Source organism: Microbacterium schleiferi (assembly GCF_015565955.1).
GTDB classification, from domain to species: Bacteria; Actinomycetota; Actinomycetes; order Actinomycetales; family Microbacteriaceae; genus Microbacterium; species Microbacterium schleiferi_A.
The window spans coordinates 1584907-1608876 of the sequence record NZ_CP064760.1; the positions used below are offsets into that span (position 1 = coordinate 1584907).

19 protein-coding genes and 4 pseudogenes are annotated in these 23970 nt (G+C 67.1%); 2 read left to right on the top strand and 21 right to left on the bottom strand.

Annotated features, from left to right (window positions below):
• Positions 1 to 2: 2 nt before the first annotated feature.
• From IT882_RS07615 to IT882_RS07665, 11 genes and pseudogenes are all read right to left on the bottom strand, one after another.
• Positions 3 to 560, bottom strand: coding sequence for a GNAT family N-acetyltransferase (locus tag IT882_RS07615; RefSeq protein ID WP_195693856.1), 558 nt, complete (start codon positions 558 to 560; stop codon positions 3 to 5).
• On the bottom strand, positions 560 to 1636 hold the full coding sequence (gene aroB / locus IT882_RS07620; protein WP_195693858.1) for a 3-dehydroquinate synthase: 1077 nt from the start codon (positions 1634 to 1636) through the stop codon (positions 560 to 562). The genes IT882_RS07615 and aroB overlap by 1 nt, the downstream gene beginning before the upstream one ends.
• On the bottom strand, positions 1633 to 2127 hold the full coding sequence (locus IT882_RS07625) for a shikimate kinase (RefSeq protein ID WP_418887786.1): 495 nt from the start codon (positions 2125 to 2127) through the stop codon (positions 1633 to 1635). The genes aroB and IT882_RS07625 overlap by 4 nt, the downstream gene beginning before the upstream one ends.
• Before the next feature lie 41 nt (positions 2128 to 2168).
• Positions 2169 to 3412 (bottom strand): annotated as a pseudogene (aroC, locus tag IT882_RS07630) (chorismate synthase).
• 4 nt (positions 3413 to 3416) lie between these two features.
• Positions 3417 to 4253 (bottom strand): shikimate dehydrogenase family protein, encoded by an 837-nt coding sequence (locus IT882_RS07635; protein WP_229382371.1) that lies wholly within the window; start codon positions 4251 to 4253, stop codon positions 3417 to 3419.
• A gap of 1 nt (position 4254) precedes the next feature.
• A complete protein-coding gene (mltG, locus tag IT882_RS07640) occupies positions 4255 to 5922 on the bottom strand; it encodes an endolytic transglycosylase MltG (RefSeq protein WP_195693861.1) in 1668 nt (555 codons plus the stop codon).
• 1 nt (position 5923) lies between these two features.
• A pseudogene (ruvX, locus tag IT882_RS07645) lies at positions 5924 to 6312 on the bottom strand (Holliday junction resolvase RuvX).
• Positions 6313 to 6392: 80 nt separating this feature from the next.
• Positions 6393 to 9053 (bottom strand): alanine--tRNA ligase, encoded by a 2661-nt coding sequence (gene alaS, locus IT882_RS07650; RefSeq protein ID WP_195693863.1) that lies wholly within the window; start codon positions 9051 to 9053, stop codon positions 6393 to 6395.
• Positions 9054 to 9115: 62 nt separating this feature from the next.
• The gene (locus tag IT882_RS07655; protein WP_229382372.1) at positions 9116 to 9412 is read right to left on the bottom strand and encodes an ATPase; all 297 of its coding nucleotides are present in this window, start codon (positions 9410 to 9412) and stop codon (positions 9116 to 9118) included.
• Between the two features lie 216 nt (positions 9413 to 9628).
• Positions 9629 to 10279, bottom strand: coding sequence for a 30S ribosomal protein S4 (rpsD, locus tag IT882_RS07660; protein WP_418887779.1), 651 nt, complete (start codon positions 10277 to 10279; stop codon positions 9629 to 9631).
• 137 nt (positions 10280 to 10416) lie between these two features.
• Positions 10417 to 11787 carry a replication-associated recombination protein A gene (locus IT882_RS07665; RefSeq protein WP_195693867.1) on the bottom strand — a complete coding sequence of 457 codons (1371 nt, stop codon included), beginning with the start codon at positions 11785 to 11787 and terminating at the stop codon, positions 10417 to 10419.
• Positions 11788 to 12104: 317 nt separating this feature from the next.
• On the opposite strand from IT882_RS07665, the gene IT882_RS07670 reads away from it, so the two are divergent.
• Both IT882_RS07670 and IT882_RS07675 read left to right on the top strand, forming a co-directional pair.
• The gene (locus IT882_RS07670; protein ID WP_229382373.1) at positions 12105 to 13166 is read left to right on the top strand and encodes a DUF349 domain-containing protein; all 1062 of its coding nucleotides are present in this window, start codon (positions 12105 to 12107) and stop codon (positions 13164 to 13166) included.
• 67 nt (positions 13167 to 13233) lie between these two features.
• On the top strand, positions 13234 to 13800 hold the full coding sequence (locus tag IT882_RS07675) for a hypothetical protein (RefSeq protein ID WP_195693869.1): 567 nt from the start codon (positions 13234 to 13236) through the stop codon (positions 13798 to 13800).
• Here IT882_RS07675 and IT882_RS07680 read toward each other — a convergent pair.
• The 10 genes and pseudogenes from IT882_RS07680 to pdxS all read right to left on the bottom strand — a co-directional run bounded on the left by IT882_RS07680 (position 13770) and on the right by pdxS (position 23883).
• Positions 13770 to 16036, bottom strand: a pseudogene (locus tag IT882_RS07680) (RelA/SpoT family protein). The gene IT882_RS07675 and the pseudogene IT882_RS07680 sit on opposite strands and share 31 nt — an antisense overlap.
• 52 nt (positions 16037 to 16088) lie before the next feature.
• Complete coding sequence (gene secF, locus IT882_RS07685; protein WP_195693871.1) at positions 16089 to 17078, bottom strand: protein translocase subunit SecF; 990 nt, start codon at positions 17076 to 17078, stop codon at positions 16089 to 16091.
• A complete protein-coding gene (secD, locus tag IT882_RS07690) occupies positions 17078 to 18796 on the bottom strand; it encodes a protein translocase subunit SecD (protein WP_195693873.1) in 1719 nt (572 codons plus the stop codon). The genes secF and secD overlap by 1 nt, the downstream gene beginning before the upstream one ends.
• A gap of 21 nt (positions 18797 to 18817) precedes the next feature.
• Entirely contained in the window at positions 18818 to 19267 is a 450-nt protein-coding gene (locus IT882_RS07695) for a preprotein translocase subunit YajC (protein WP_195693875.1), read from the bottom strand.
• Positions 19268 to 19335: 68 nt separating this feature from the next.
• The gene (gene ruvB, locus IT882_RS07700) at positions 19336 to 20358 is read right to left on the bottom strand and encodes a Holliday junction branch migration DNA helicase RuvB (protein ID WP_195693877.1); all 1023 of its coding nucleotides are present in this window, start codon (positions 20356 to 20358) and stop codon (positions 19336 to 19338) included.
• On the bottom strand, positions 20351 to 20962 hold the full coding sequence (ruvA, locus tag IT882_RS07705) for a Holliday junction branch migration protein RuvA (protein ID WP_195693879.1): 612 nt from the start codon (positions 20960 to 20962) through the stop codon (positions 20351 to 20353). The genes ruvB and ruvA overlap by 8 nt, the downstream gene beginning before the upstream one ends.
• A gap of 78 nt (positions 20963 to 21040) precedes the next feature.
• The gene (gene ruvC / locus IT882_RS07710) at positions 21041 to 21607 is read right to left on the bottom strand and encodes a crossover junction endodeoxyribonuclease RuvC (protein WP_195693881.1); all 567 of its coding nucleotides are present in this window, start codon (positions 21605 to 21607) and stop codon (positions 21041 to 21043) included.
• 46 nt (positions 21608 to 21653) lie between these two features.
• Positions 21654 to 22412, bottom strand: coding sequence for a YebC/PmpR family DNA-binding transcriptional regulator (locus tag IT882_RS07715; RefSeq protein ID WP_195693883.1), 759 nt, complete (start codon positions 22410 to 22412; stop codon positions 21654 to 21656).
• Positions 22413 to 22448: 36 nt separating this feature from the next.
• A complete protein-coding gene (gene pdxT, locus IT882_RS07720) occupies positions 22449 to 23051 on the bottom strand; it encodes a pyridoxal 5'-phosphate synthase glutaminase subunit PdxT (protein ID WP_195694198.1) in 603 nt (200 codons plus the stop codon).
• Positions 23045 to 23883 (bottom strand): annotated as a pseudogene (pdxS, locus tag IT882_RS07725) (pyridoxal 5'-phosphate synthase lyase subunit PdxS). The gene pdxT and the pseudogene pdxS overlap by 7 nt, the downstream one beginning before the upstream one ends.
• Positions 23884 to 23970: the final 87 nt, after the last annotated feature.

Sequence of the window (23970 nt, forward strand, 5' to 3'; positions counted from 1 at the left end):
GGTCACTCTATTGCCCGACGCATCTCGAGTTCCGGGCCGATCGTGCTCACGAACGTGACCCCGGTGGGAGCAAAGCCGAGACGCGCGTAGGCCCGCTGCGCGCGAGCATTGTTCTGGTGCACATCGAGCGTCAGGGCGCCGTGCCCACCGGCCTTGGCCCACGCTGACGCAACGTCGACCAGTTCCGAAAGAACCCCCTGCCCGCGGTGGTCGGGGTCGATGTAGACGCCGACGATGTCAGCACGCGGCGCGGTCAGGGGATGCCCCAGGTGATCGATCTCGCCGGGCGCGCGCAGCAAGACGGTCACGGTCCCGATCCAGCGGCCACCGCCGGCGATGGCGACGAACTGCGCTGCGTTCTCACCGAGAGCTCCGCCCGCGGTCCGGGCCTGCCAGAAGGAATCGTCCCGAGCCAGCTCTTCCTCCCGGCTGGTGAGGAAGGCGACTCCGGCGTCGGGATCGCCCGTGGCACGAATGCGCAACGCGCGCACGGCCTCCCACTCGTGCAGTCGCACGCGGCGGACGTCGTACCGGGCGACGCCGCCGCGCGCGCCGGCCACTAGGCCGCGACTTCCTGGTACGCAGCGAACAGGAGCGACTCGTCGGGTGCCTGCAGCACCGTCGGGCGGGCGATGTCGTCCAGGACGATGAAGCGCAGCATGCTTCCCCGCGTCTTCTTGTCGCGTTGCATCGTCGACAGCAGCTGCTGCCACGCCCCGGCACGGTAGGTGGTCGGTAGACCGAGGGAGGTCAGGATGTCGCGGTGGCGCTGCGCCGCGTCATCCGAGAGCCGCCCGGCGAGCCGTGAGAGCTCCGCGGCGAACACCATGCCGATGGAGATGGCGGCGCCGTGGCGCCACTGGTACCTCTCGGAGTGTTCGATCGCGTGGCCCAGGGTGTGCCCGTAGTTGAGGACCTCACGGAGCCCGGCCTCGCGCAGGTCCTCGGACACCACACGGGCCTTCATTCCGATCGCCAGCTCGATGCACCGCCGGAACGCGTCGGAGCCCGGGTTTGTCGCTGCATCCGGATCCTGCTCGATGAGGTCGAGGATCTCCGGATGCCAGATGAAGCCGGCCTTCACGACCTCGGCGAACCCCGCAACGGTTTCGTTGCGCGAGAGGGTGTCCAGAAGGTCGAGGTCGCACACGACGGCTGCCGGCGGCCAGAACGCGCCGACGAGGTTCTTGCCCTCGGCGGTGTTGATGCCGGTCTTTCCGCCGACTGCCGCGTCGACCATGCCGAGCACCGTTGTCGGTACCTGAACGACGGCCACGCCCCGCAGCCAGGTCGCCGCGACGAAGCCGGCAAGATCCGTGACAGCTCCGCCGCCGAAGCCGACGACGGCGTCGGTCCGGGTGAAGTTGGCTTGGCCCATGACTTGCCAGCAGAACGCTGCCACCTCAACGCGCTTGCCTGCCTCGGCGTCAGGAACTTCAGCCAGGAGTACCGTGCGTTCGCCCTGCAGTCGCTCCCGCAGCTGCTCGGCCTGCGCAGACAACGTCGGGGGGTGCACGATGAGGACGCGCTGGGCCCCAGCGGGGAGCGCCGCGGCGACCGAGTCCAGGATGCCGCGTCCGATCGTGATCTCGTACGTGCTCTCGCCAGTGACGGCGATCGTCGTCGGAGAGGTCATGACTGCTCCTTCTCGGGGTCGCGTGGTTCGGTTGGTTCGGGCTCGCGCCGCGCCCACGTCGCGATCTCATCCACGACATGCTGGAGGTGTCCCGTCGAGGTATCGATCGTGATGTCGGCGACGCTTTCATACAGGCTTCGGCGTTCCTGCCAGATCCTGCGCCACCGCACGAGCGGGTCCTCGCCGGCCAGCAGCGGGCGCGTCGTGCCGTGGATGCGTCCGGCGACGACCCGCGGGTCGACGGTCAGCATGACGACGCGGCACTCCGCGAGGTCTGCGCGCGTGTCGGCATCCAACACGGCCCCGCCGCCGAGCGAAACGACGACGTCTCCGCGACTCAGGGCCTCGCGAACAGCGGCTCGTTCCCACGCACGAAATGCCGCTTCGCCGTGGGTCTGGAAGATCTGCTCGATCGGCCCGTGTTCGCGCTGCACCGCGGTATCCGTGTCGATGAAATCGATCCCCAGGGCTTTCGAGACGCGACGGCCGATGCTCGTCTTTCCCGCCCCATGGGGCCGACCAGCACGAGGGGCTACAGGGCGGCATCGCCCGTGAGGACCGCGGCATCCGCCAGCGATCCGTCGCTGTGAGCGCTCGTGCGCAGCGTCGCGGGAATCGCATCGAGGTAGGACTGCAGGTTCCGTCGCGTTTCGGCGACGCTGTCGCCACCGAACTTCTCGAGCACGACGTCGGCGAGTACGAGTGCGGTCATGGCCTCGGCGACAACACCCGCGGCCGGAACCGCGCAGACATCGGAGCGCTGATGGTGGGCGCTGGCGGTCTCGCCCGACGCGACATCCACGGTACGAAGAGCGTGAGGAACCGTGGCGATCGGCTTCATTCCGGCGCGGACCCGCAGCACGGTTCCGGTCGACATGCCGCCTTCGGTGCCTCCCGCGCGATCGGTGGCTCGCACGATACCGCCGTCGGTTGCGAACAGCTCGTCGTGTGCTTCGGAGCCTCGACGCCGCGTCGTGAGGAAACCATCGCCGACTTCGACGCCCTTGATCGCCTGAATGCTCATGAGCGCCTGCGCGAGCTTGCCGTCCAGCCGTCGGTCCCAGTGCACGTGGCTGCCGAGTCCCGGGGGAAGCCCGAACGCGAGCACCTCGACGACGCCACCCAGCGTGTCTCCGGCCTTGCGGGCGTCGTCGACCTCGGCGACCATCCGCGCTGAGGTCTCAGGATCGAAGCACCGCATCAGGTCCGCATCGAGCGCCTCGACGTCATCGGGCGTTGGCAGGGGCGCGTCGCGGGGTGCCTCGACCGGACCGATACCGACGGTGTGAGAGACGAGCCGGATGCCGAGCTCGCCGAGGAATGCGCGCGCGATGGCGCCGAGCGCGACACGGGCCGCGGTCTCTCGGGCGCTCGCGCGCTCCAGGATCGGGCGCGCCTCGTCGAAGTCGTACTTCTGCATGCCGACGAGATCGGCATGGCCCGGGCGCGGACGCGTGAGCGCTGCTCCCCTCCCCGCGACTTCTCCGTGAGCTCGACAGGCTCGGGGCTCATGACCTCGACCCACTTCGGCCACTCGGTGTTTGCGATGCGCAGGGCAATGGGGCTGCCGAGGCTCACGCCGTGCACGACGCCGCTCGAGATCGTGAGTTCGTCTTCTTCGAACTTCATGCGTGATCCACGCCCGTACCCGAGCTTGCGGCGGGCGAGATCCGCTTGAATCTCGGAGCGGGCAATGGGCACGCCGGAGGGAAGACCTTCCATGACGGCAACCAGTTCGGGGCCGTGCGATTCGCCGGCCGTGAGCACGCGGAGCATTGGTCTAGTCTCCCACGAGGCTTGCCCGCATAGCGCCGACGACAGCGCTCTCGTCACGCAGCGGAATCGCCGGATCGCCGGCGACGAAGATCCGAACCTGCAGAACCGCCTGATGCAGCAGCATCCATTCGCCGGTGTGGATCGCGTGTCCCGCGCGCATCCAGGCGGCCTGGAGCGCGGTCGTCCCCTGGCCGTAGACGACGTCGAACAGGGGTTCCCCGCCGGACGCGAGGGCATCGGCATCGGCGGCCGCCAAGACCGCGTGGCCGGGCAGCGCAGCGATCGTCAGATCGGCCGGTGCGAGCGAGCGCGTTCCGAAAGGGAGGCCTCGAACCGCGACGGACAGCGTCTCGCCGATCGCGCGCAGTGGCTCGACAGCCTCGGACCGCCGCGCGACGACATCGACATGGCGCGCGCCCAGCTCTGCCGCGGCGACCAGAGCGGAGGTGGCGGTCGCTCCGGCCCCGACGATCCGCGCCGCCGTCAGTTCCGTGATGCCGCACTCGGCGAGGGCCCCCACGATGCCGCCGACATCCGTGTTGAACCCGGCCGGTTCAGCACCCGTCACGAGGGTGTTGACGGCGCCGGTGAGCTGTGCGCGAGAGTCCCGGGTCACGGATGCGGTGAACGCCGCTTCCTTCAGCGGATAGGTGACCGACAACCCGCGAAAGGACTCGTCAAGAGACGCGAGCTCTGCGGCAAAGCTCTCCGCCGCAACGCGTCGACGTCCGTAGGACCAGTCGAGTCCGAGCGCACGATACGCGGCGGCATGGAGCTGCGGCGAACGGCTGTGCGAGATCGGGTCGCCCCAGACCTCGAGACGCGTCCGACGGGCCGTCACGTCAACATCCGGCGTCGGGGTTCTCCGAACACCATTGCCGCCACTGATCCACGGCGGCCAGGTGGTCATCGAGGTTGGTCGTGAAGACTGTCTCACCCGTATTGAGGTTCACGGTGACGAAGTACAGCCACGGGCCGTCCGTGGGATGCATAGCCGCATCGATCGCGAGGTCGCCTGGGTTGGCGATAGGACCGACCGGAAGCCCCTCGACCACATAGGTGTTCCAGGGGTTGTCGTCGCGGAGCGCCTCGCCCGACGAACTCGCCGTCCCATCGTGCAGTTCGCCGTAGCCGTACTGCGCTGTCGAGTCCATCTGCAGCTGCATACCCTGATCCAGACGGTTCTGGATGACGCGTGAAACCTTGTAGAAGTCAGCTTCGAATCGGGCTTCGCGCTGGATGATCGACGCAATGGTCAGGATGCGTTCCCTGTCGTCGACCGGGACTCCTGCCGCGTCCAGGGACTGGAACGCACGGTTGACGAGGGTCTGGATGACCTGCTGTGCGGTAACACCCGGGTCGAACGTGTAGGTGGCCGGGAACAACCAGCCCTCGAGGGGGTGCCCGCCGGCAGCGACGACGGCCTCGTTGACGGGAACGCCGTACGCGCTCGGGTCTGACACCGCAGCCTGGAAGTCTTCGAGCGGGATGCCGAGGCTATCGGAGAGGATCTGGATCGACTGATCGACGGTGAGTCCCTCCCGCAGCTGCGCCGAGTTCTCCATCTTGTTGGCGGGATCGAGAATCGCATCGAGTGCCGCCGCGGAGGTCATCTGCTGCTGCAGCCGGAAGATTCCCGGGACGAAGGGCGGGTTGAGGTCATTGGCGACGAGGTAGTCGTAGAACGCGTCAGGAGTCCTGGTCACACCCGCCTCGTACAGCTTGGGCGAGATCGAAGCGCCGGTGTCGCCGGACACGATCGTCAGGAACGCCTCGCCGGTGGCCATCCCCGCGTCGTATTCCTTCGGCTCTTCCCACCCCATCACTTCGCGGATCTTGTCCTCGTAGGTGGACCAGACCCACCAGCCACCCGCCGCCGCGCCGCCGAGCAGCACGAGAACGATAGCGAGGGCGATCCATCCGCCGCGTCGGCGGCGTCGGCGTGCTGCGGGAGGGGCGGTCATGCCGATGTCATCCGTTGTGCGCTCCCCGGAGAAAAGGTCGTCGAGGGTGCCGGTCGCGGCCGGCGCAGGGCGATCCGCCCGAGGGACAGATGTCGAGGTCGAGGTGAGACTCTGCGTTGACGCCGGTGGGGCAGCTACCGCGGCCCAGAACAGCTCCGGGGGTACGTCGTCCGTTGCGGCGCTCGCGCTCTTCTGCTCTGCTGGCGGCTGCGCCGCCGCGCCACCGGACGTGCCCGCAGCTCGCGCCTCGCGGGCTGCGCGCCGTGAGGGCGGGGCCGACGTCGGCTGCTCAGCCGCGTCGGGCGTCGGCGGGAGCGCAGACGCCGGCGACTCTGCCGGCTCCCCCGCGCTGTCGTTCTGTACGGCATCGTCGTCTGCGGTGTCATCGCCGGTGGCTTCGGCCGCAGCGTCGTCGGCGCCCGGAGCGGGCTCGGCGGGTTCGGATGACGGGGATCCGGGGCCACCCGCCGCGCGGGAACGGCCATCGGGCAACTTTCCGAACAGATCGGCGAACGGATCGTCGAACGGTGACGAATCGTCGGGCATGTCAGGCAGGCTCCTCGGCGGGGGGTAGCAGCGCACCCGGTGGGCGGCCGGTGCTCTTCTCGATATCCAACGCCTGCTGTAGCAGCACGACGGCGGCGACCTGATCCACAATCGTACGAGAAGTTCGGGTGGTTCTGCCGGATGCGCGCAGTGCGCTGTGCGCTGAGACCGTGCTGAGGCGCTCATCCAGCATCCGGATCGGGACGCTGATCCGCGCACTCAACTCCCGAGCGAAGGTTTCCGCATCCTCTGTCGAGGCGGTGCGCTCCCCCGCAGGTTGATCGGAAGACCGACGATCACCTCGAGCGGCTCCGCATCGCGGACGAGCTCCGCCAGGCGGTCGATGGCGTTCTCCGCGCGCGGAACTGTCTCTGTCGGTGTCGCCAGCATGCCGTCAGGATCACACTGGGCGACGCCGACGCGCGCCTTCCCGACGTCGACGGCCAAACGGATGCCGCGGCGAAATGCGCTCACGCTCGTGGCAGCGCCGTCACGACATCATCGAGTGCGCGCGGCAACGCGCTCGCATCCGTGCCGCCGCCTTGCGCAAGATCGTCACGGCCGCCGCCGCCGCCGCCGAGAGTCGTGGCCGCAGCCTTGGCCAAGGGGCCCGCCTTGATACCGAGCGAACGCGCCGACTCGGTCGTGGCAACGATGACGACGGGGCGGTCGCCGACATCGGCGCCCAGCGCAACGACTCCGGCGTCGGACCCGAGTCGCTCGCGGACGGTGAGGGCGACGGCGCGCACGTCGTCAGCCGATCCCGCGCGTCCCAGGTTCGCTGCGACGACGGTGAGTGCACCCACGCGACGTGCGCCGGCTACCAGATCCGGAACCTGCTCACCGAGAGCCTTGGCCTGCAGCGATGCGATCTTCTTCTCGGCGGCCTTGAGGTTCGCCGCGAGCTCAGCGATCCGCGCCGGCAACTGATCGCGCGGCGTCTTCAACGACGAGGTGAGCTGCGAGACGATCGCTCGCTCGGCGGCGAGCTCGCGGAAGGCGTCAGCGCCGACGAGCGCTTCGACGCGCCGGTTCGCGGCGCCGACCGACGACTCGCCGACGAGGTTGATCAGACCGACCTCTGCGCTCGTCGCGACGTGAGTGCCACCGCACAACTCGCGCGACCACGGGCCGCCGATGTCGACCATCCGAACCGTGTCGCCGTACTTCTCGCCGAACAGAGCCATCGCGCCGAGCTCTTTGGCGTCGTCGAGCGCCAGCACGCGCGTGGTCACCTGCAGGTTCTCACGCACGGCGTTGTTCGCGATCTCTTCGATCTCGGACTTCGTCTCGGGCGACAGAGCCTGCGTCCAGGCGAAGTCGAAGCGCAGATAGCCCGCCCGGTTCAGGGATCCCGCCTGGGTGGCGGAGCTCCCGAGCGTGTCGCGAAGCGCGGCATGGACGAGGTGGGTTGCCGAGTGGGCCTGCGCGGCCGCGCGGCGATTGGCGGCATCCACGATCGTCGTCGCGGCAAGACCGACGGCGACTTCTCCGCTGGTCACCTCCACGGTGTGGCTCACAAGGCCCGGGACCGGCTTTTGCACATCGATGACATCGAGCTGATAGCCGGGACCGACGATGATCCCCTTGTCGGCCACCTGCCCACCAGACTCGGCGTACAACGCTGTCTCGGCGACGATAACCTCGGCGATCTGGCCGGTCGTGGCTCGATCGACCGATACCCCGTCGACCAGTACACCCAGAATGCGGGACTCGGTCTCCAGATCGGTGTAGCCGGTGAAGGTCGTCTCGCCGAGCGCACGGAACTCGCGGTAGACCGAATGATCGGCGATCGCACGCTTGCGCGACTTCGCGTCGGCCTTCGCACGCTGTCGCTGCTCCTGCATCAGCGCGTCGAACGCCGTGCGATCCACACTGAGACCGGCCTCCTCGGCGATCTCGAGCGTGAGATCGATCGGAAAACCGTAGGTGTCATGCAGCAGGAAGGCCTCGGATCCGGCGATCTGGTCCTTGCCCGCGCCCTTGGTCTCGGCCACGGCGAGATCAAGGATCGTCGACCCGGCAGCGAGAGTACGCAGGAACGTCTCCTCCTCGGCGACTGCCGCGGACTCGAGCCGGTCGTAGTCGGTGGCCAGAATCGGGTAGGCGGGAGCCATCGCATCGCGGGACGCGGCGAACAGCTCGCGGAAGGTCGGCGCGTCCACCCCGAGGAGTCGCATCGCACGAACCGTGCGTCGCATGAGTCGGCGAAGGATGTAGCCACGACCCTCGTTGGAGGGGCGGACACCGTCCGAGAGCAGCATGAGAGAGGAACGAACGTGGTCGGCGACCACGCGGAATCGCACATCGTCGTCGTGGACGGCGCCGTAGGTGCGTCCCGACAGCGCGACCGCAAGGTCGAGTACCGGGCGCACCTGATCGGTCTCGTACATGTTGTCGACGCCCTGCTTGATGAACGCGACGCGCTCGAGCCCCATACCGGTGTCGATGTTCTTCTGCGGCAGCTCACCGATCACGTCGAAGTCGGTCTTCGACCGAACATTCGTGATCGCGTACTGCATGAACACGAGGTTCCAGATCTCGGTGAATCGGCTGTCGTCGACAGCGGGCCCCCCGTCGGGTCCATACGCGGGCCCGCGGTCGAAGTAAATCTCCGAACAGGGACCCGCCGGCCCCGGCTGGCCGGTCGACCAGTAGTTGTCTTCTTTGCCGAAGCGCTGGATCCGCTCGTCAGGCAGTCCGGCGATCCGCTTCCACAGGTCCGCCGCTTCGTCGTCGTCCTCGTACACCGTCACCCAAAGGTCGCGCTCGGCAAAACCCAAGCCGCCGGCCGACTCGGACGAAGTGAGCAGTTCCCAGGCGTACTCGATCGCACCGGCCTTGAAGTAGTCACCGAACGACCAGTTGCCGAGCATCTGAAAGAAGGTGCCGTGACGCGCAGTCTTGCCGACCTCTTCGATGTCGTTGGTGCGGATGCACTTCTGTACGTCAGCTGCCCGGGCGTACGGCGCGGGGACCACCCCGGTCAGGTACGGGATGAACGGCACCATGCCCGCGACGGTGAACAGCAGCGACGGGTCGTCGGTGACCAACGACGCGCTCGGGACGATGACGTGATCGTTCTTCTCGAAGTAGTCGAGGTAGCGCTGGGCGATCTCAGCGGTCTTCATCGGGTTTCCTTTGCACGGGAGAGCGGCATCGCCCGTCCCGGGCGATGCCGCACGCGGTGAGATCAGTCAGTCAGCTTCTTCGTGGCGTCTTTCGCTGCCTCGGCGGCGTCGCCGGTAGCATCCGCGACGGCATCGGTCACGGTTTCCACCGTTGCGGATGCCGCGTCCACCGCGTCTTCGACGATTCCTGCGATGCGCGCTTCCTGCTCACGGTACGCATCGGCGATCCGGTCGGTGAACTGGGAAATGCGGGCATCGACCTCGGCGAGCACTTCGTGTCCGCGCGGATCCTTGTTGACGTAATGGGCAGCGACAAAACCCCCGGCAAGCCCCAGTGCGAACCACAGCAGGTTTTTCATGCGCTCACTCCCTTTCCGCGAAGACGGCTTCTTCCATCGTAGGTGACAACGGCGAAGGGCGCCGGGTTACCCCGACGCCCTTCGTGTGCGTGCTCGAGCGGCGTGCCTAGCGCGCCGCGTGGCTGTGCTGTTGGCCGCTGCGCGGCTGTACTACGCGCCGCTTATCGCGCCGCGTAACTGCGCTGTTGGCCGCTGCGCGGCTGTACTACGCGCCGCTTATCGCGCCGCGTAGTACTCAACGACGAGCTGGACGTCACAGACCACGGGCACCTCGGCGCGCTTGGGGCGACGCACGAGACGGGCGTGGAGCTTGTCGAGCTCGACCTCGAGATAGCCGGGAACCGGCGGCAGAACCTCAGCGTGACCGCCGGCTGCTGCGACCTGGAACGGCTCGAGGCCCTCGCTCTTCGCCTTGACGTGGATGAGCTGGCCCGGCGCGACGCGGAACGACGGGCGGTCAACGGTCTGGCCGTCGACGAGGATGTGGCGGTGCACCACGAGCTGACGAGCCTGAGCGGTCGTGCGGGCGAAACCGGCGCGCACGACGAGGGCGTCCAGACGCATCTCGAGCTGCTCGACGAGGTTCTCACCGGTCAGGCCGTCCTTGCGGCGGGCCTCGTTGAACGCGATGCGCAGCTGCTTCTCGCGGATGCCGTACTGCTCGCGCAGACGCTGCTTCTCGCGCAGGCGGACCGCGTAGTCGCTGTCGGCCTTGCGCTTGGTGCGGCCGTGCTCGCCCGGTGCGTAGGGGCGCTTCTCGAGGTAACGAGCGGCCTTGGGGGTCAGTGCGACGCCGAGGGCGCGCGACATGCGCACCTTGCGGCGATCCTGGGACTTCGTGGGCACGAAGATTCCTTTCGATGACATGTCCGCGTCTCTCGCGGCTCATGGACGTATCCCGCACTCCCACCTCGGTTCGCACGTCGCAGCGCACCGAAGGGGTGTTCTTGAGTGAGGGGATATCCGAAAACTCGGTTTCGAACCGAATAAGTCTACCAGAGCGGTCAGGTGGCGCTGGATGTGCCGGCGCTCTCGGCGCCAGGCTCGTCCGGTCGACCGAGGATGCGGCGAATACGGCTCCACCTGGCCGAGATCTCACGTTCGGCTCCGCGGGCGGTGGGGCGGTAGTAGCTGCGGTCCCGCAACGCGTCGGGCAGGTACTGTTGCGCGACCACACCACGCTCATCGTCGTGCGGGTAGCGGTAGCCCTTTCCGTGGCCGAGCCGTGCGGCTCCCGGGTAATGCGCATCGCGCAGGTGCGGCGGAACGCGGCCAGCACCTCCCCCGCGCACGTCGGCGATGGCGGCATCGATCGCGAGGTAGGCGGCATTCGATTTGGCGGTCGTCGCCAGATAGACGGTCGCCTCTGCGAGAGGGATGCGCCCCTCGGGGAACCCGATGAGTTGTACGGCGTCGGCCGCGGCAACAGCCAGCGGCAGCGCGTGGGGATCAGCGAGGCCGATATCCTCGGCAGCCGAGATGATGAGGCGCCGCGCAATGAACCGGGGGTCCTCCCCCGCCTCGATCATGCGCGCGAGATAGTGCAGGGCGGCATCCGGATCCGACCCGCGGATGGACTTGATGAACGCACTGATCACGTCGTAGTGCTCGTCGCCCTGGCGGTCGTATCGAAGCAGCGCGCGATCCACAGCCTGCGCGACGTGCTCGGCGGTGATCGTGCCTGCCCCACCATCGGAGTCCGGCTCCGCGAGCGACGCCGCGGCCTCCAGCGCGGTCAGAGCGCGGCGGGCATCTCCGGAAGCGAGCCGAACAAGCGCGGCTCGCGCCTCATCGGTCAATGTCACGGCACCGGCGAGGCCCCGAGCATCGGAGACAGCCCGATCAATGAGGCCGGCGAGATCTGCGTCCGTCAGGGGCTGCAGCGTCAGCAGCAGTGACCGCGACAGCAGCGGGGAGACGACCGAGAACGACGGGTTCTCGGTCGTCGCAGCAATGAGCACGACCCAGCCGTTTTCGACACCGGGCAGGAGCGCATCCTGCTGGGCTTTTGTGAACCGGTGGATCTCATCGAGGAACAGGATCGTCGAGGTGCCATACAGGTCTCGCTGGGTCAGAGCATCCTGCATCACCTCGCGAACATCTTTGACCCCCGCGGTCACCGCCGAGAGCTCGACGAAGCGGCGACCGGAGGACCGCGCGACGGCTTGGGCGAGCGTCGTCTTCCCGGTGCCGGGCGGACCCCAGAGGATGACGGATGTCGCTGCGCGCGCACCGCCGTCGGGATCGGCGAGCACGACCAAGGGCGCGCCGGGACGCAACAGATGCTGTTGACCTGCGACCTCTTCGAGCGAGGTTGGTCTCATCCGCACAGGTAGCGGGGTTTGACCGGAGAAGAGCCCCGCCGTGTTCGACATGGGATCCAGGCTATCCGCGGGGCCCGACATCGCCGACGCGACAGCCGTGGTCGCGCGGGCGCTCCGTATTAGGCTTAAGCGTCCATCCCCCGCAGGCGGCTTCGCCGCATTGAGGTGCCTTCCGTGTCAGACACAGCTTCGTCCTCCACCCCGACCGATCAGCCCTGGGGCGCGTCGATGATGACGGCACGGTTTCCGTCCGCGAGGGCGACCAGTGGCGCGTTGTCGGTCAGTATCCCGATGGCACCGCCGAGGAGGCGCTGGCCTATTACGAGCGCAAGTTCTCCGATCTCGCCTCAGAGGTCTCCCTCCTCGAGGTGCGCCACCGCCGCGGTGGCGCCAGCGCCGCAGATCTTCGCGCAACGGCCTCGACGCTCAGCGGCAAGATCGCCGGAGCATCCGCTGTGGGCGACCTCGCCGCTCTCAGCGCTCGTGTGGAGGCTCTCACCGCCTCGCTGACCGAAGCGAGCGCTGCCGAGGCAGCCCAGGCCCGCGAAGCCGTGGATGCCGCGATCGCTGAACGCACACGCCTGGTCGAACAGGCCGAAGCCATCGCGACGCGCGATCCCAAGACCGTGCAGTGGAAGACGGCATCGGCGGAGATAAGCTCGCTGTTCGATCAGTGGCAGTCTCACCAGCAGAACGGTCCGCACCTTCCCAAGTCCGTTTCGCAGTCGCTGTGGAAGAGGTTCCGTGACGCCCGCGCGACTGTCGACAAGCACCGTCGCGAGTTCTATGCCGAACTCGACGAGGCGCACAAGGCCGTGCGTGAGCGCAAGAACCGGCTGGTGGAGCGGGCAGAAGCGCTCGCGCCGCGTGGCGAAGACGGGATCGGTGCTTACCGTGACCTGCTGAACGAGTGGAAGTCGGCGGGCCGTGCCGGCAAGAAGGTGGATGACGCCCTCTGGGCGCGCTTCAAGGCCGCTGGTGACGCCTTGTACTCGGCACGCGCGGGTCGCGAGGCTGCAGAGGTCGAGGCGTCGAAGGAGAAGATCGACGCCAAGCGGGAACTTCTCGAGCAGGCGCGACCGATTCTGGACATGCAGGATCTGCCCGCTGCGCGCAGCGCTCTCACGGCGATTCAGCGGTCGTGGGATGAGATCGGCCGGGTCTTCCCACGCGAGCAGGAGCGCGCGCTGGATGATGAGCTGCGCAAGATCGAGGTGTCGGTACGCTCGCGCGAGGATGCCGAGTGGACGCGCAACAACCCCGAGACCACGGCGCGCGCCAACGACATGACCCGTCAGCTCTATGACGCGATTGAGAAGTTGGAGGCCGAGCTCGCCGAGGCGACGGCTCGCAAGGACCAGCGCGCGATCAAGCAGGCGACGGACGCCCTCGAGGCCCGGCGCGCGTGGCTCCGCGCCGTCGAAGGCTGACGAGAACTTCTCCACAAGACCGAGGTCGGCGCGGGAGCACGCGGCGCAGCGGGGGCAGACTGCGGGGATGGCCTCCCCGTTCCTGTACTTCGCCGACGAGCGTCTCTCCCTCGCCGAGCTCTCCGCCGCACGGCTTGACGGACACCTCATCGAGGTCGATGCCGCCTACATGCCGGCCGATACCGTCGAGACTTCCGCGGCGCGTGCAGCATCGCTGGCCCCCTTGCTCCGCGATCTCCTCGGCGCGACTCACCTCTCTGCGGCGTGGGTCCACGGCGTCATCGCTGACCCGCCCGTGCGGCACACGGTCCAGCGGGCTGTGCCCCACCGCATCCACGGCGTCATCCATCGGCGCCTCCACTATCGCGACCGGTACCTGCCCGAGCGTGACCTGCAGCGTATCGGCGGGGTCCTGGTCACGACCCCCGCGCGCACGGTCGCCGATCTCGCCCGTGTCGGCGACGCCGCGCATCGGATCGCTCTGAACGGCTTCGCCCGAAACCAGGCTGCGGTGCGGGAGGGCATCGCCTGGCTCGAGCAGGCCGGCACGGTTCCCCACAAGGTGCGCGCGCTCGAGCTGCTGCGGTCGCTCAGTGCCGAACGCTACGACGACGTGACGCGATACACGTCGTAGACGGCGTCGATGCGGCGGACGGCGTTGAGCACGCGATCGAGATGAACGATGTCACCCATTTCGAAGACGAAGCGGCTGATGGCCAGCCGATCGTTGCTGGTGGACACTGACGCGGACAGGATGTTCACGTGGTGCTCGCTGAGGACGCGGGTCACGTCGCTGAGCAGTCCCGACCGGTCAAGGGCCTCGACCTGAATCTGGACGAGGAACACGCTCTTGGTCGTCGGGGCCCACTCGACCTCGATGAGGCGCTCGGGGTCAGAGCGGAGCGAGGCCACATTCGTGCAATCCGAGCGGTGAACCGAGACCCCGCTCCCCCGCGTCACGAAACCGAGGATCTCGTCGCCGGGCACCGGTGTGCAGCACTTGGCGAGCTTGACCAGGATGTCGGGGCACCGCGAACGAGAACTCCCGAGTCGCCGGCCCGGGGCTGACGAGAGCGCCCCACGTGCGGCAGGTCGATCGGCCCCGTCGCCGTGTCGCTGGAGGCGCTCACGATCGCGGTCACCTTCTCGATGACCGACTGGGTCGAGACATGGCCCTCGCCGACGGCGGCGTAGAGCGCGGAGACGTCCTCGTAGCGCAGCCCGTCAGCGACCTCGCTCAGCGTGTCCTGGTTCATGAGACGCTGCAACGGCAGGTTCTGGCGCCGCATCGCCCGCGCGATCGACTCCTTCCCCTGTTCGATCGCCTCTTCGCGCCGCTCCTTGGTGAACCAGCCGCGGATCTTGCTACGAGCTCTCGTGCTCTTGACGAAGGTCAACCAGTCCTGGCTGGGCCCGGCATCCGGGTTCTTCGAGGTGAACACCTCGACGACATCACCGCTCTTGAGCTCCGACTCCAGCGGGACGAGTCGTCCGTTGACCTTCGCGCCCATCGTGCGGTGACCAACCTCGGTGTGCACGGCATAGGCGAAGTCGACGGGTGTGGCACCGGCAGGAAGCCCGATCACCCGCCCCTTCGGCGTGAAGACATAGACCTCCTTCGCTCCGATCTCGAAGCGCAGGGAGTCGAGGAACTCACCGGGGTCAGCGGTCTCTGCTTGCCAGTCCGATATGCGCGCGAGCCACGCCAGATCGGCGTCGACGGCCTTGTCGTCGAGCTTGCCGCCCGCCATCCGCTCCTTGTACTTCCAATGCGCCGCAACACCGTATTCGGCCTGCTGGTGCATCTCATGGGTGCGGATCTGAATCTCGACAGTGCGCCCCTCGGGGCCGATGACTGTCGTGTGCAACGACTGGTACAGGTTGAACTTCGGCGTGGCGATGTAGTCCTTGAACCGGCCCGGCAGCGGGGTCCAGCGAGCGTGGATGGCCCCCAGCACGGCATAGCAATCGCGCACCGATGCAACAAGAATCCGAATGCCGATGAGGTCGTAGATGTCGTCGAACTCGCGTCCGCGCACCACCATCTTCTGGTACACGGAGTAGAGCTGCTTCGGTCGGCCCAGCACCCGCCCGCGGATACGGAGCTCCCGCAGGTCGCGGTCGACCGCGTCGATCACGTTCTGCAGGTACTTGTCGCGCTGTGGCGTGCGCTGCTTGACCAGGCTCTCGATCTCGGCGTAGAGCTTGGGGTGCAGCACAGCGAACGAGAGGTCCTCGAGCTCGGACTTGATCGTCTGGATGCCGAGACGGTGGGCCAGCGGCGCGTAGATCTCGAGGGTCTCGGTCGCCTTCTTGCGCGCCTTCTCGGGCGGGACGAAGCCCCACGTGCGCGCGTTGTGCAGGCGGTCAGCGAGCTTGATGAGCAGAACCCGGATGTCGCGCGACATGGCGACGATCATCTTGCGCACCGTCTCGGCTTGCGCACTGTCGCCGTACTTGACCTTGTCGAGCTTGGTTACGCCATCGACGAGCATGGCGACCTCGTCGCCGAACTCGGCGCTGAGGGCATCAAGGGAGTAGCCGGTGTCCTCGACGGTGTCGTGAAGGAGCGCTGCCGCAACCGCCTTGGGGCCGAGGCCGAGATCAGCGAGGATCTGCGCGACCGCGAGGGGGTGAGTGATGTACGGCTCACCGCTCTGGCGCTTCTGCCCGGCGTGCGCACGGTCCGCGATGGCGTAGGCCCGCTCGATGATCGCGAGGTCGCCCTTGGGATGGTGAGTCCGAACGGTGCGCAGCAGCTTCTCGACGTCGTCCCGGCGGGCGGCACGCGAGAAGATCCGCGGCACCAGACGAAGGAGAGAAGACGAGCCCGGGGGAACGCTCTGGGCGGGCGGGACGGTCTCTGTCATCCGATCGCCCTCCCTTCGCTGGAGCACATATCCTACGCCGCGGCAGGCGGGGTCACGCCGAAGCGACCGCCTGTTCGCGGGCGGCGAGCACGCGCTGATCGCGCTGACGAATGGGCTCCTCGCCCTCACGGAACAGCGAGAACAGCGGCGCTGCGACGAACAGCGTCGAATAGGCAGCGACGATGATTCCCACAAAGATCGACAGCGAGATATCGCTCAGCGTCTCGGCGCCGAGCCAGAACGCGCCGATGAACAGGATCGCGCCCACCGGCAGGATCGCCACGACCGTGGTGTTGATCGAGCGCACGAGCGTCTGGTTGACCGCCAGGTTGACGGACTCCCCGAACGTCCGCCCGGATATCTCGCCGTCCTCCGATGTGTTCTCGCGGATCTTGTCGAAGACGACTGTCGTGTCGTACAACGAGTAGGCGAGAATCGTCAGGAATCCGATGACCGCCGCCGGGGAGATCTCGAATCCGAACAGCGCGTAGATCCCGACCGTGATGACCAGCACATCGACAAGACCGATGATCGCTGCCGCGGACATCTTCCAGGTGCGGAAGTACAACGCGAGGATGATGAAGGTCAGCGCGAGGAAGATCGCGAGGCCCCACAGCGATTGACGGGTGACATCCTGGCCCCAGCTGGGACCAATGAACGAGGTGGTGACCTCGCTTGTGTCGACGGAGTAGGCCTCTGCGAGAGCGGCAGCGACTGCTCGGGTGTCAGCATCGGTCATCTGATCGGTCTGCACCCGGACGGTGTCGGCGCCGACCGTGGCCACCTTCGTGGTCGCTCCGGGAACGACCGACTGCACGGCCTCCGTCGCGATCAACTGGTCGGGGCTTTGCACGCCCGAGACTGTGAACTGCGATCCGCCGGTGAACTCGATGGAGAACTGCACCGGCCGGATGAAGGGCACGAGGGCTGCTCCGATGACGAGCACCGCGGCAATGATGAACCACAGTCGCCGCTTGCCGACGAAGGGGAACGAGGTCTTCCCGCTGTAGAGGTCGTTTCCGATCTGATTCGGGGAGCGCATCAGGGGGTGTCCTCTCCCTCGGCGGGCTGGGTAGACCCGGTGCGGGATTCGGCGAGCTTACGCTCAGCGATCGTCTGGCGGCGCGCGGCCTCGCCCCGCGACCGCGAAGCGCGTTTCTCGGCGGCGGTCTTGGGTGCGGCCACCGGGGTGCGGAACTGCGCGCGGCCTCGATACACCGCGCCCAGGGCGTCGGGGTCGAGTCCCGAGAGCGGGTTTCCGGAGGAGAAGAACCGAGTTCTGGCCAGCAACTGCATCACCGGGTGGGTGAACAGGATGAAGATCAGCACGTCGATCGCGGTCGTCAGCCCCAGGGTGAAGGCGAAGCCCTTCACCGTCGCGTCCGCGAGGATATAGAGCACGACGGCGGCAAGGATGTTGATCGACTTCGAGATGTAGATCGTGCGCTTTGCCCGCGCCCAGCCGTCTTCGACGGCACCGGTGATCGACTTTCCGTCGCGCAATTCATCGCGGATGCGTTCGAAGTACACGATGAACGAGTCAGCGGTGAACCCGATCGAGACGATCAGACCGGCGACGCCGGCAAGCGACAGTCGGAAGCCCATGCGCCAGCCCAGGATGAGCAGCATGACGTAGGTCAGTACCGCCATGACGACCAGCGAGGCGATGATCACGAAGCCCAACGCCCGGTAGACGATGAGCGAATAGACCGCGACCAGTGCCAGACCGATGAGTCCCGCGATGAGACCAATCTGCAGCTGCTGCGATCCGAGGGTCGCCGAGATCGTGTCAGAGCTGACGACCACGAAGCTCAGCGGGAGTGCACCGTACTTGAGCTGGTCGGCGAGGATCTTCGACGAGTCCTGGGTGAAGTTCCCGCTGATGCTGGGGCGCCCATCGAGAATCTGGGCGTTCATCGAGGGAGCGGTGAGCACATAGCCGTCGAGGACGAAGGCGAACTGATCGAGCGGCGGGGTGGCACCGAACAGACGCTGGCTGATCTGGCCGAAGGTCTCGGTACCGGCATCGTTGAACTGCAGGTTCACGACCCAGCGGCCCGTGGACTGCTCGAGGCCGTTGGTCGCATCCACAATCGACGAGCCGTCGAGTTCGACAGGACCCAGGATGTACTTCACCGTCCCGGTGGCATCACACGTGATGAGGGGCTCATCGATGGGTGCGTTCGCCGGATCGTTGTCGGGGTTGGCGCAGTCGTAGGCCAGGAACTCCGCCTGCAGCGCGGGGGTGATCCAGTTGGGATCGCTGCCGCTGGTCGGTTCGACAGCGGGGGTGGACTCGAGCGACGGATCCGGCGTCGGATAGGGCGTGGATTCGCCATCCTCGCCGACGAAGCTCGTTGCCGGTGATCCCGTGTAGAGAACGGCACGAAGCTGCAACTGTGCAGATGCTTCGATGCGCTGGCGGGTCTGCTCGTCGGCTTCACCAGGAATCTGGACGACGATGTTCTTGCCGCCCTCCGTCGTCACGTCAGCTTCGCCGACGCCTGATGCGTCAACGCGCTGACGGATGATCGTGACGGCCTGATCCAGCTGCTCGGTGGACGGATCGGCCCCGTCGGCTGTCTGTGCTTCCAGGATGATCTGCGTACCACCCTGCAGATCCAGAGCGAGTTCCGGCGCCCAGGAGCTTGCATTGAAGACGTAGACGCCCAGGGCGTTGATGCCGAACAGGACCGCCGTGATCGTCAGCAGACCGGTGAGGGCCCGCCAGGCACGGCGAACGGGAGTGGATACAGCCACGGGATGCTCTCGAAGAAGGGGTCAGGCGCTCGGCTTGGCGTCGCCGTCACGACCGTCGGCGTCGCTGTCGGCGGAAGGCTCGGCATCCGTCGTCACGGCGTCAGACGCGTCGTCGTGGGTGTCGTGGTAGTTGTCCACGATGTCGTCGAATCCGTCGTCGGTCTCGTCGTCGACCTCGTCAGCGGGGGTGATGATGCGCAGGATTGCCTGGCTGTGGACCTTGATGTCCACGCCCGGGGCGATCTCAACGAGCGCGGGCTGGTCGAGGTTGTCGGGGTCGAACTCGACGATCGTCCCGTAGAGACCGCCTTGCAGAAGCACCTGGGCTCCCGGAACGGTCTGGCTGGCTTTCTGCGCCTGCTCCTCCCGCTGCTTCTTCATGCGGCGGCTGGAGTTCCAGAACATGAACACCAGGAGGGCGCCCAGCAGGATGAGCAGGCCGTAGTTGAGGAAGAAATCCTGGAAATTCATGAAGAGGGGCGCCTTTCGGGTGCGGCCGCGCAGACGTCGGGCCGCGTGGGGGTCAAAGCCTCCAGGAATTATAGGTCATCGAATCTCAGCGACTGATCGGCGTGACGCACACCAAGGTGCGCGTAGGCATCCGGAGTGGCGACGCGGCCGCGAGGAGTGCGGCCCATGAATCCGATCCGCACGAGGTACGGCTCGATGACGGACTCGATCGTGTCTGCTTCCTCCCCCACAGTGACAGCGAGGGTATTCAGGCCCACGGGACCGCCATGGAACCGGCGTACGAGAGCGTCGAGGACAGCGCGATCCAGCCGGTCGAGACCGATCACGTCGACGTCGTAGAGGTCGAGCGCGGCATCGACGGATTCTTCGGTCGCACTTCCGCCGTGCACGACGACATAGTCCCTGACACGCCGCAGCAGGCGGTTCGCGATGCGCGGTGTCCCTCGCGATCGCCGGGCGATCTCGGCGCGGGATCCGGCGGGAAGGGGAACCTCGAGCATCCGTGCCGACCGCTCCAGCACCCGCTCAAGCTCTTCGGGTTCGTAGTACTCCAGGTGGGCGGTGAAGCCGAAGCGGTCACGCAGCGGATTCGGGAGGAGTCCGGCGCGGGTCGTCGCGCCCACGAGCGTGAACGGTGCCAGATCGAGCGGGATGCTCGTGGCACCGGCTCCCTTTCCGACCATGATGTCGATCCGAAAATCCTCCATCGCGAGGTAGAGCATCTCTTCGGCCGACCTGGCCATGCGGTGGATCTCGTCGATGAAGAGCACTTCGCCCGGAGTGAGGCTCGACAGCAGCGCCGCGAGGTCACCCGCGTGCTGGATCGCGGGTCCGCTCGACATCCGCAGCGGCCGATCACTCTCATGGGCGACGATCATCGCGAGGGTGGTCTTTCCGAGACCGGGCGGGCCAGCGAGCAAGATATGGTCGGCGGGGCGCTGCTGAAGACGGGCAGCATCGAGGAGCAGCTGGAGCTGCCCCCGGACTTTCATCTGCCCGACGAAGTCGGCAAGCGATCCGGGCCGCAGCGCACCCTCGATCGCGAGTTCGGATTCGTCCCGGGATGGTGTCGGATCGGTCAGGTCATCCACGAGCAGTCTCCTTCCGCGCGGGGCCGAGCTCGGCCAGTGCGCGGCGCAACAGATCCTGGACGGATGCCTCGGCCGCGGCGTCCTCGACCACGGTGGCTGCGACCTCGGCGGCGTGACGCTCGGCCCAGCCGAGCCCGGTCAGCGCTGCCGTGACAGCATCCGTTCGGTCGTCTCTCGCCGATGCCCCGCGCGACGAGACAGCGGGGGCGATGACCTTTCCGGTCAAGTGCACGACGATGAGCTTCGCCGTCTTCGGTCCGATGCCCGACACGCGCCGGAAGGGCGCGTCGTCATCGTCAGCGACGGCGGTGGCGATCTGGTCGACCGACATGGCGCTGAGGACCCCCAACGCGGACTTCGGTCCGACACCGGTGACTCCGACAAGGAGCAGGAAGGTCGTCAATTCGTCGCGCGTCTCGAATCCGACCAGGCTCAGGGCGTCTTCCCGAACGATCAGCGACGTGTGCAGAAACAACGGCTCGCCGACGCGAGCAGTACGCGCGATGTGGGGCGTCACGGCGACAGTGAGTCCCACGCCACCGACCTCGACGACGACCGAATCCTGGTCGGCGTAGCCGACAACGCCCCGCACTGACGAGATCATCGTGCTCCTTCCGATCGGCGCGGCACGCGCCTCACAGCAGGCTAAGCGCGCGATCGGACATTTGTTCGAGCGACACGCTCAGACGCCGGCGCGACGCTCGGCAGCGCGCCAGGCCTGCTGGGCCTTCGTCAAGGCGCCCGCGCCCGGTGCTGTTGCGCCATGACCGGCTCCGCGCCACGCGTGGCACAGCGCGAGCGCCAGGGCGTCGGCAGCGTCGGCGGGCTGCGGCAGGCTATCCAGCCGCAGGATGCGTGCCACCATCGTCTGCACCTGACGCTTGTCGGCACTGCCGTACCCGGTCACGGCTGCCTTGACCTCGGTCGGCGTGTGGGTTGCGGCCGGGAGTCCACGCTCGCCCGCGAGCATCAGCGCGATGCCACTGGCCTGTGCAGTACCCATCACGGTGTTGCGATTGTGCTGGGCGAACACACGCTCAACGGCGACGACATCCGGGCGATGACGGTCGAGCACCTCCCGGATGCCCGCCGCGATGCCCGCGAGGCGCCGCTCAATCGCGAGGTCGGCATCGGTACGGATGACTCCGACGTGCACGAGCACGGCTGACCTGTCGGTGGCGACATCGACCACACCCACGCCGCACCGGGTGAGGCCGGGATCGATTCCGAGTACGCGAACAGTCGCCACCCGGCAACGCTAGGCGCGGCCGAGCGGCGTCGGGTGAAGGCGCGCCCTACTCGTCGTTCTCGAGCTCGGCCTGAACCTCGGGCGAGAGATCGAAGTTGCTGTAGACGTTCTGCACGTCGTCGCTGTCTTCGAGGGCATCGATAATGCGGAAGACCTTACGTGCCGTATCGGCATCGACCTCGACCTTCAGCGACGGGACGAACTCGACATCCGCCGACTCGTAGTCCAGGCCAGCCTCTTGAAGCGCCGAACGGACGGCCACGAGATCGGATGCCTCGGTGATGACTTCGAAGCCCTGTGCGTGCGGCTCGATCTCCTCGGCGCCGGCCTCGAGAGCGGCCATCATGACGTCGTCTTCCGTGGTGCCCTCGCCGGAGACGACGATCACGCCCTTGCGGTGGAAGTTGTAGGCGACCGACCCGGGGTCGGCCAGCGTTCCTCCGTTGCGCGAGAGCGCGGTTCGTACCTCCGCGGCAGCGCGGTTCTTGTTGTCGGTCAGACACTCGATCATGAGCGCGACGCCGTTGGGTCCGTAGCCTTCGTAGAGGATCGTCAGATACTCGACCGCGTCGCCGGAGATTCCCGCGCCGCGCTTGATCGCGCGATCGATGTTGTCGTTGGGAACCGACGTCTTCTTCGCCTTCTGTACGGCGTCGTACAGCGTGGGGTTACCCGAAAGATCGGCACCGCCGAGCTTGGCTGCGACTTCGATGTTCTTGATGAGTTTGGCGAACGACTTGGCACGACGCGCGTCGATGACGGCCTTCTTGTGCTTGGTCGTCGCCCACTTGGAGTGGCCGGACATGCGCTCGATTCTATCGGCCGCGCGAAGCGTGCTCCGTCAGGCTGCCGCGCGCACGGCTCGCAGGAACAGCTCGTGGAACCGGGTCTCACCGGTCACCTCGGGGTGGAACGAGGTTCCCAGGAGCGCACCCTGGCGAACGGCGACGACACGGCCATCGTCGAGGGATGCCACCACCTCGGCGCGCTCCCCCACCTCCTCGACCAGCGGTGCCCGGATGAAGACCGCATGCACCTGCGGCGCGCCGAGCTTCGGTACCTCGAGGTCCGTCTCGAAGGAGTCGACCTGGCTGCCAAACGCGTTGCGGCGGACGACGACATCCAGTCCGCCGAACGTGCGCTGACCCGCGATTCCGTCCAGGATCTGGTCGGCGAGCAGAATCAGACCCGCACACGTTCCGTACATCGGCATCCCGGCTTCACGAGCCGCGATGATCGGGTCCCGCATCCCGAAGGATCGCGACAGCTTGTCGATCACGCTGGACTCGCCGCCGGGAAGGACGAGCCCGTCGATCGCGGCGAGTTCTTCGGGGCGACGCACGAGCGATACTTCGGCATCCAAGGCACGCAGTACGGCGACGTGCTCGCGAACGTCGCCCTGCAGCGCGAGGACCCCGACGTGTGGCCGGACGGTGCTCACCAGCCCCGCTCTGCCAGACGGTGCGGCGCGGGCAGGTCGGCAACATTGATCCCGACCATCGCTTCGCCGAGGCCGCGCGAGACATCGGCGATGACCTTGGCGTCGTCGTAGAAGGTCGTCGCCTTGACGATCGCGGCCGCGCGCTCGGCGGGGTTGCCGGACTTGAAGATGCCCGAGCCGACGAAGACGCCGTCCGCGCCCAGCTGCATCATCATGGCGGCATCCGCAGGAGTGGCGACACCACCGGCGACGAAGAGCACGACCGGCAGAGTTCCGGTCTCCGCGATCTCGGCGACAAGCTCGTAGGGTGCCTGGAGTTCCTTGGCGGCGACGTAGAGCTCGTCCTTGGAGAGTGCGCTGAGCGCGGCGATCTCGCCCTTGATCTTGCGGATGTGCTTCATGGCTTCCGACACGTCGCCCGTGCCAGCCTCACCCTTGGAGCGGATCATGGCAGCGCCCTCGTTGATGCGCCGCAGCGCCTCGCCGAGGTTGGTCGCACCGCACACGAACGGAACCGTGAAGCCCCATTTGTCGATGTGGTTCACGTAGTCGGCGGGCGAGAGCACCTCGGACTCGTCGATGTAGTCGACACCGAGCTCCTGCAGCACCTGTGCTTCCACGAAGTGGCCGATGCGCGCCTTGGCCATCACGGGGATCGACACGGCCTCGATGATCCCGTCGATCATGTCCGGGTCGCTCATGCGTGACACCCCGCCCTGGGCGCGGATGTCGGCAGGCACGCGCTCGAGCGCCATGACCGCCACGGCACCGGCATCCTCGGCGATCTTCGCCTGGTCGGGGGTGACGACGTCCATGATGACGCCCCCTTGAGCATTTCGGCAAGACCCCGCTTGACGCGGGACGATCCGGTGGTGGATGCGGACACGGATACTCCTCGAGGTGACGTCGCTCAGATGGCCTC

Coding starts and splice junctions, on each gene's coding strand:
- aroB (WP_195693858.1), bottom strand. CDS start 1,636: ATGACCTCTCCGACGACGATCGCCGTCACTGGCGAGAGCACGTACGAG.
- mltG (WP_195693861.1), bottom strand. CDS start 5,922: ATGCCCGACGATTCGTCACCGTTCGACGATCCGTTCGCCGATCTGTTC.
- alaS (WP_195693863.1), bottom strand. CDS start 9,053: ATGAAGACCGCTGAGATCGCCCAGCGCTACCTCGACTACTTCGAGAAG.
- IT882_RS07655 (WP_229382372.1), bottom strand. CDS start 9,412: ATGAAAAACCTGCTGTGGTTCGCACTGGGGCTTGCCGGGGGTTTTGTC.
- rpsD (WP_418887779.1), bottom strand. CDS start 10,279: ATGTCATCGAAAGGAATCTTCGTGCCCACGAAGTCCCAGGATCGCCGC.
- IT882_RS07665 (WP_195693867.1), bottom strand. CDS start 11,787: ATGTCGAACACGGCGGGGCTCTTCTCCGGTCAAACCCCGCTACCTGTG.
- IT882_RS07675 (WP_195693869.1), top strand. CDS start 13,234: ATGGCCTCCCCGTTCCTGTACTTCGCCGACGAGCGTCTCTCCCTCGCC.
- secF (WP_195693871.1), bottom strand. CDS start 17,078: ATGCGCTCCCCGAATCAGATCGGAAACGACCTCTACAGCGGGAAGACC.
- IT882_RS07695 (WP_195693875.1), bottom strand. CDS start 19,267: ATGAATTTCCAGGATTTCTTCCTCAACTACGGCCTGCTCATCCTGCTG.
- ruvA (WP_195693879.1), bottom strand. CDS start 20,962: ATGATCTCGTCAGTGCGGGGCGTTGTCGGCTACGCCGACCAGGATTCG.
- IT882_RS07715 (WP_195693883.1), bottom strand. CDS start 22,412: ATGTCCGGCCACTCCAAGTGGGCGACGACCAAGCACAAGAAGGCCGTC.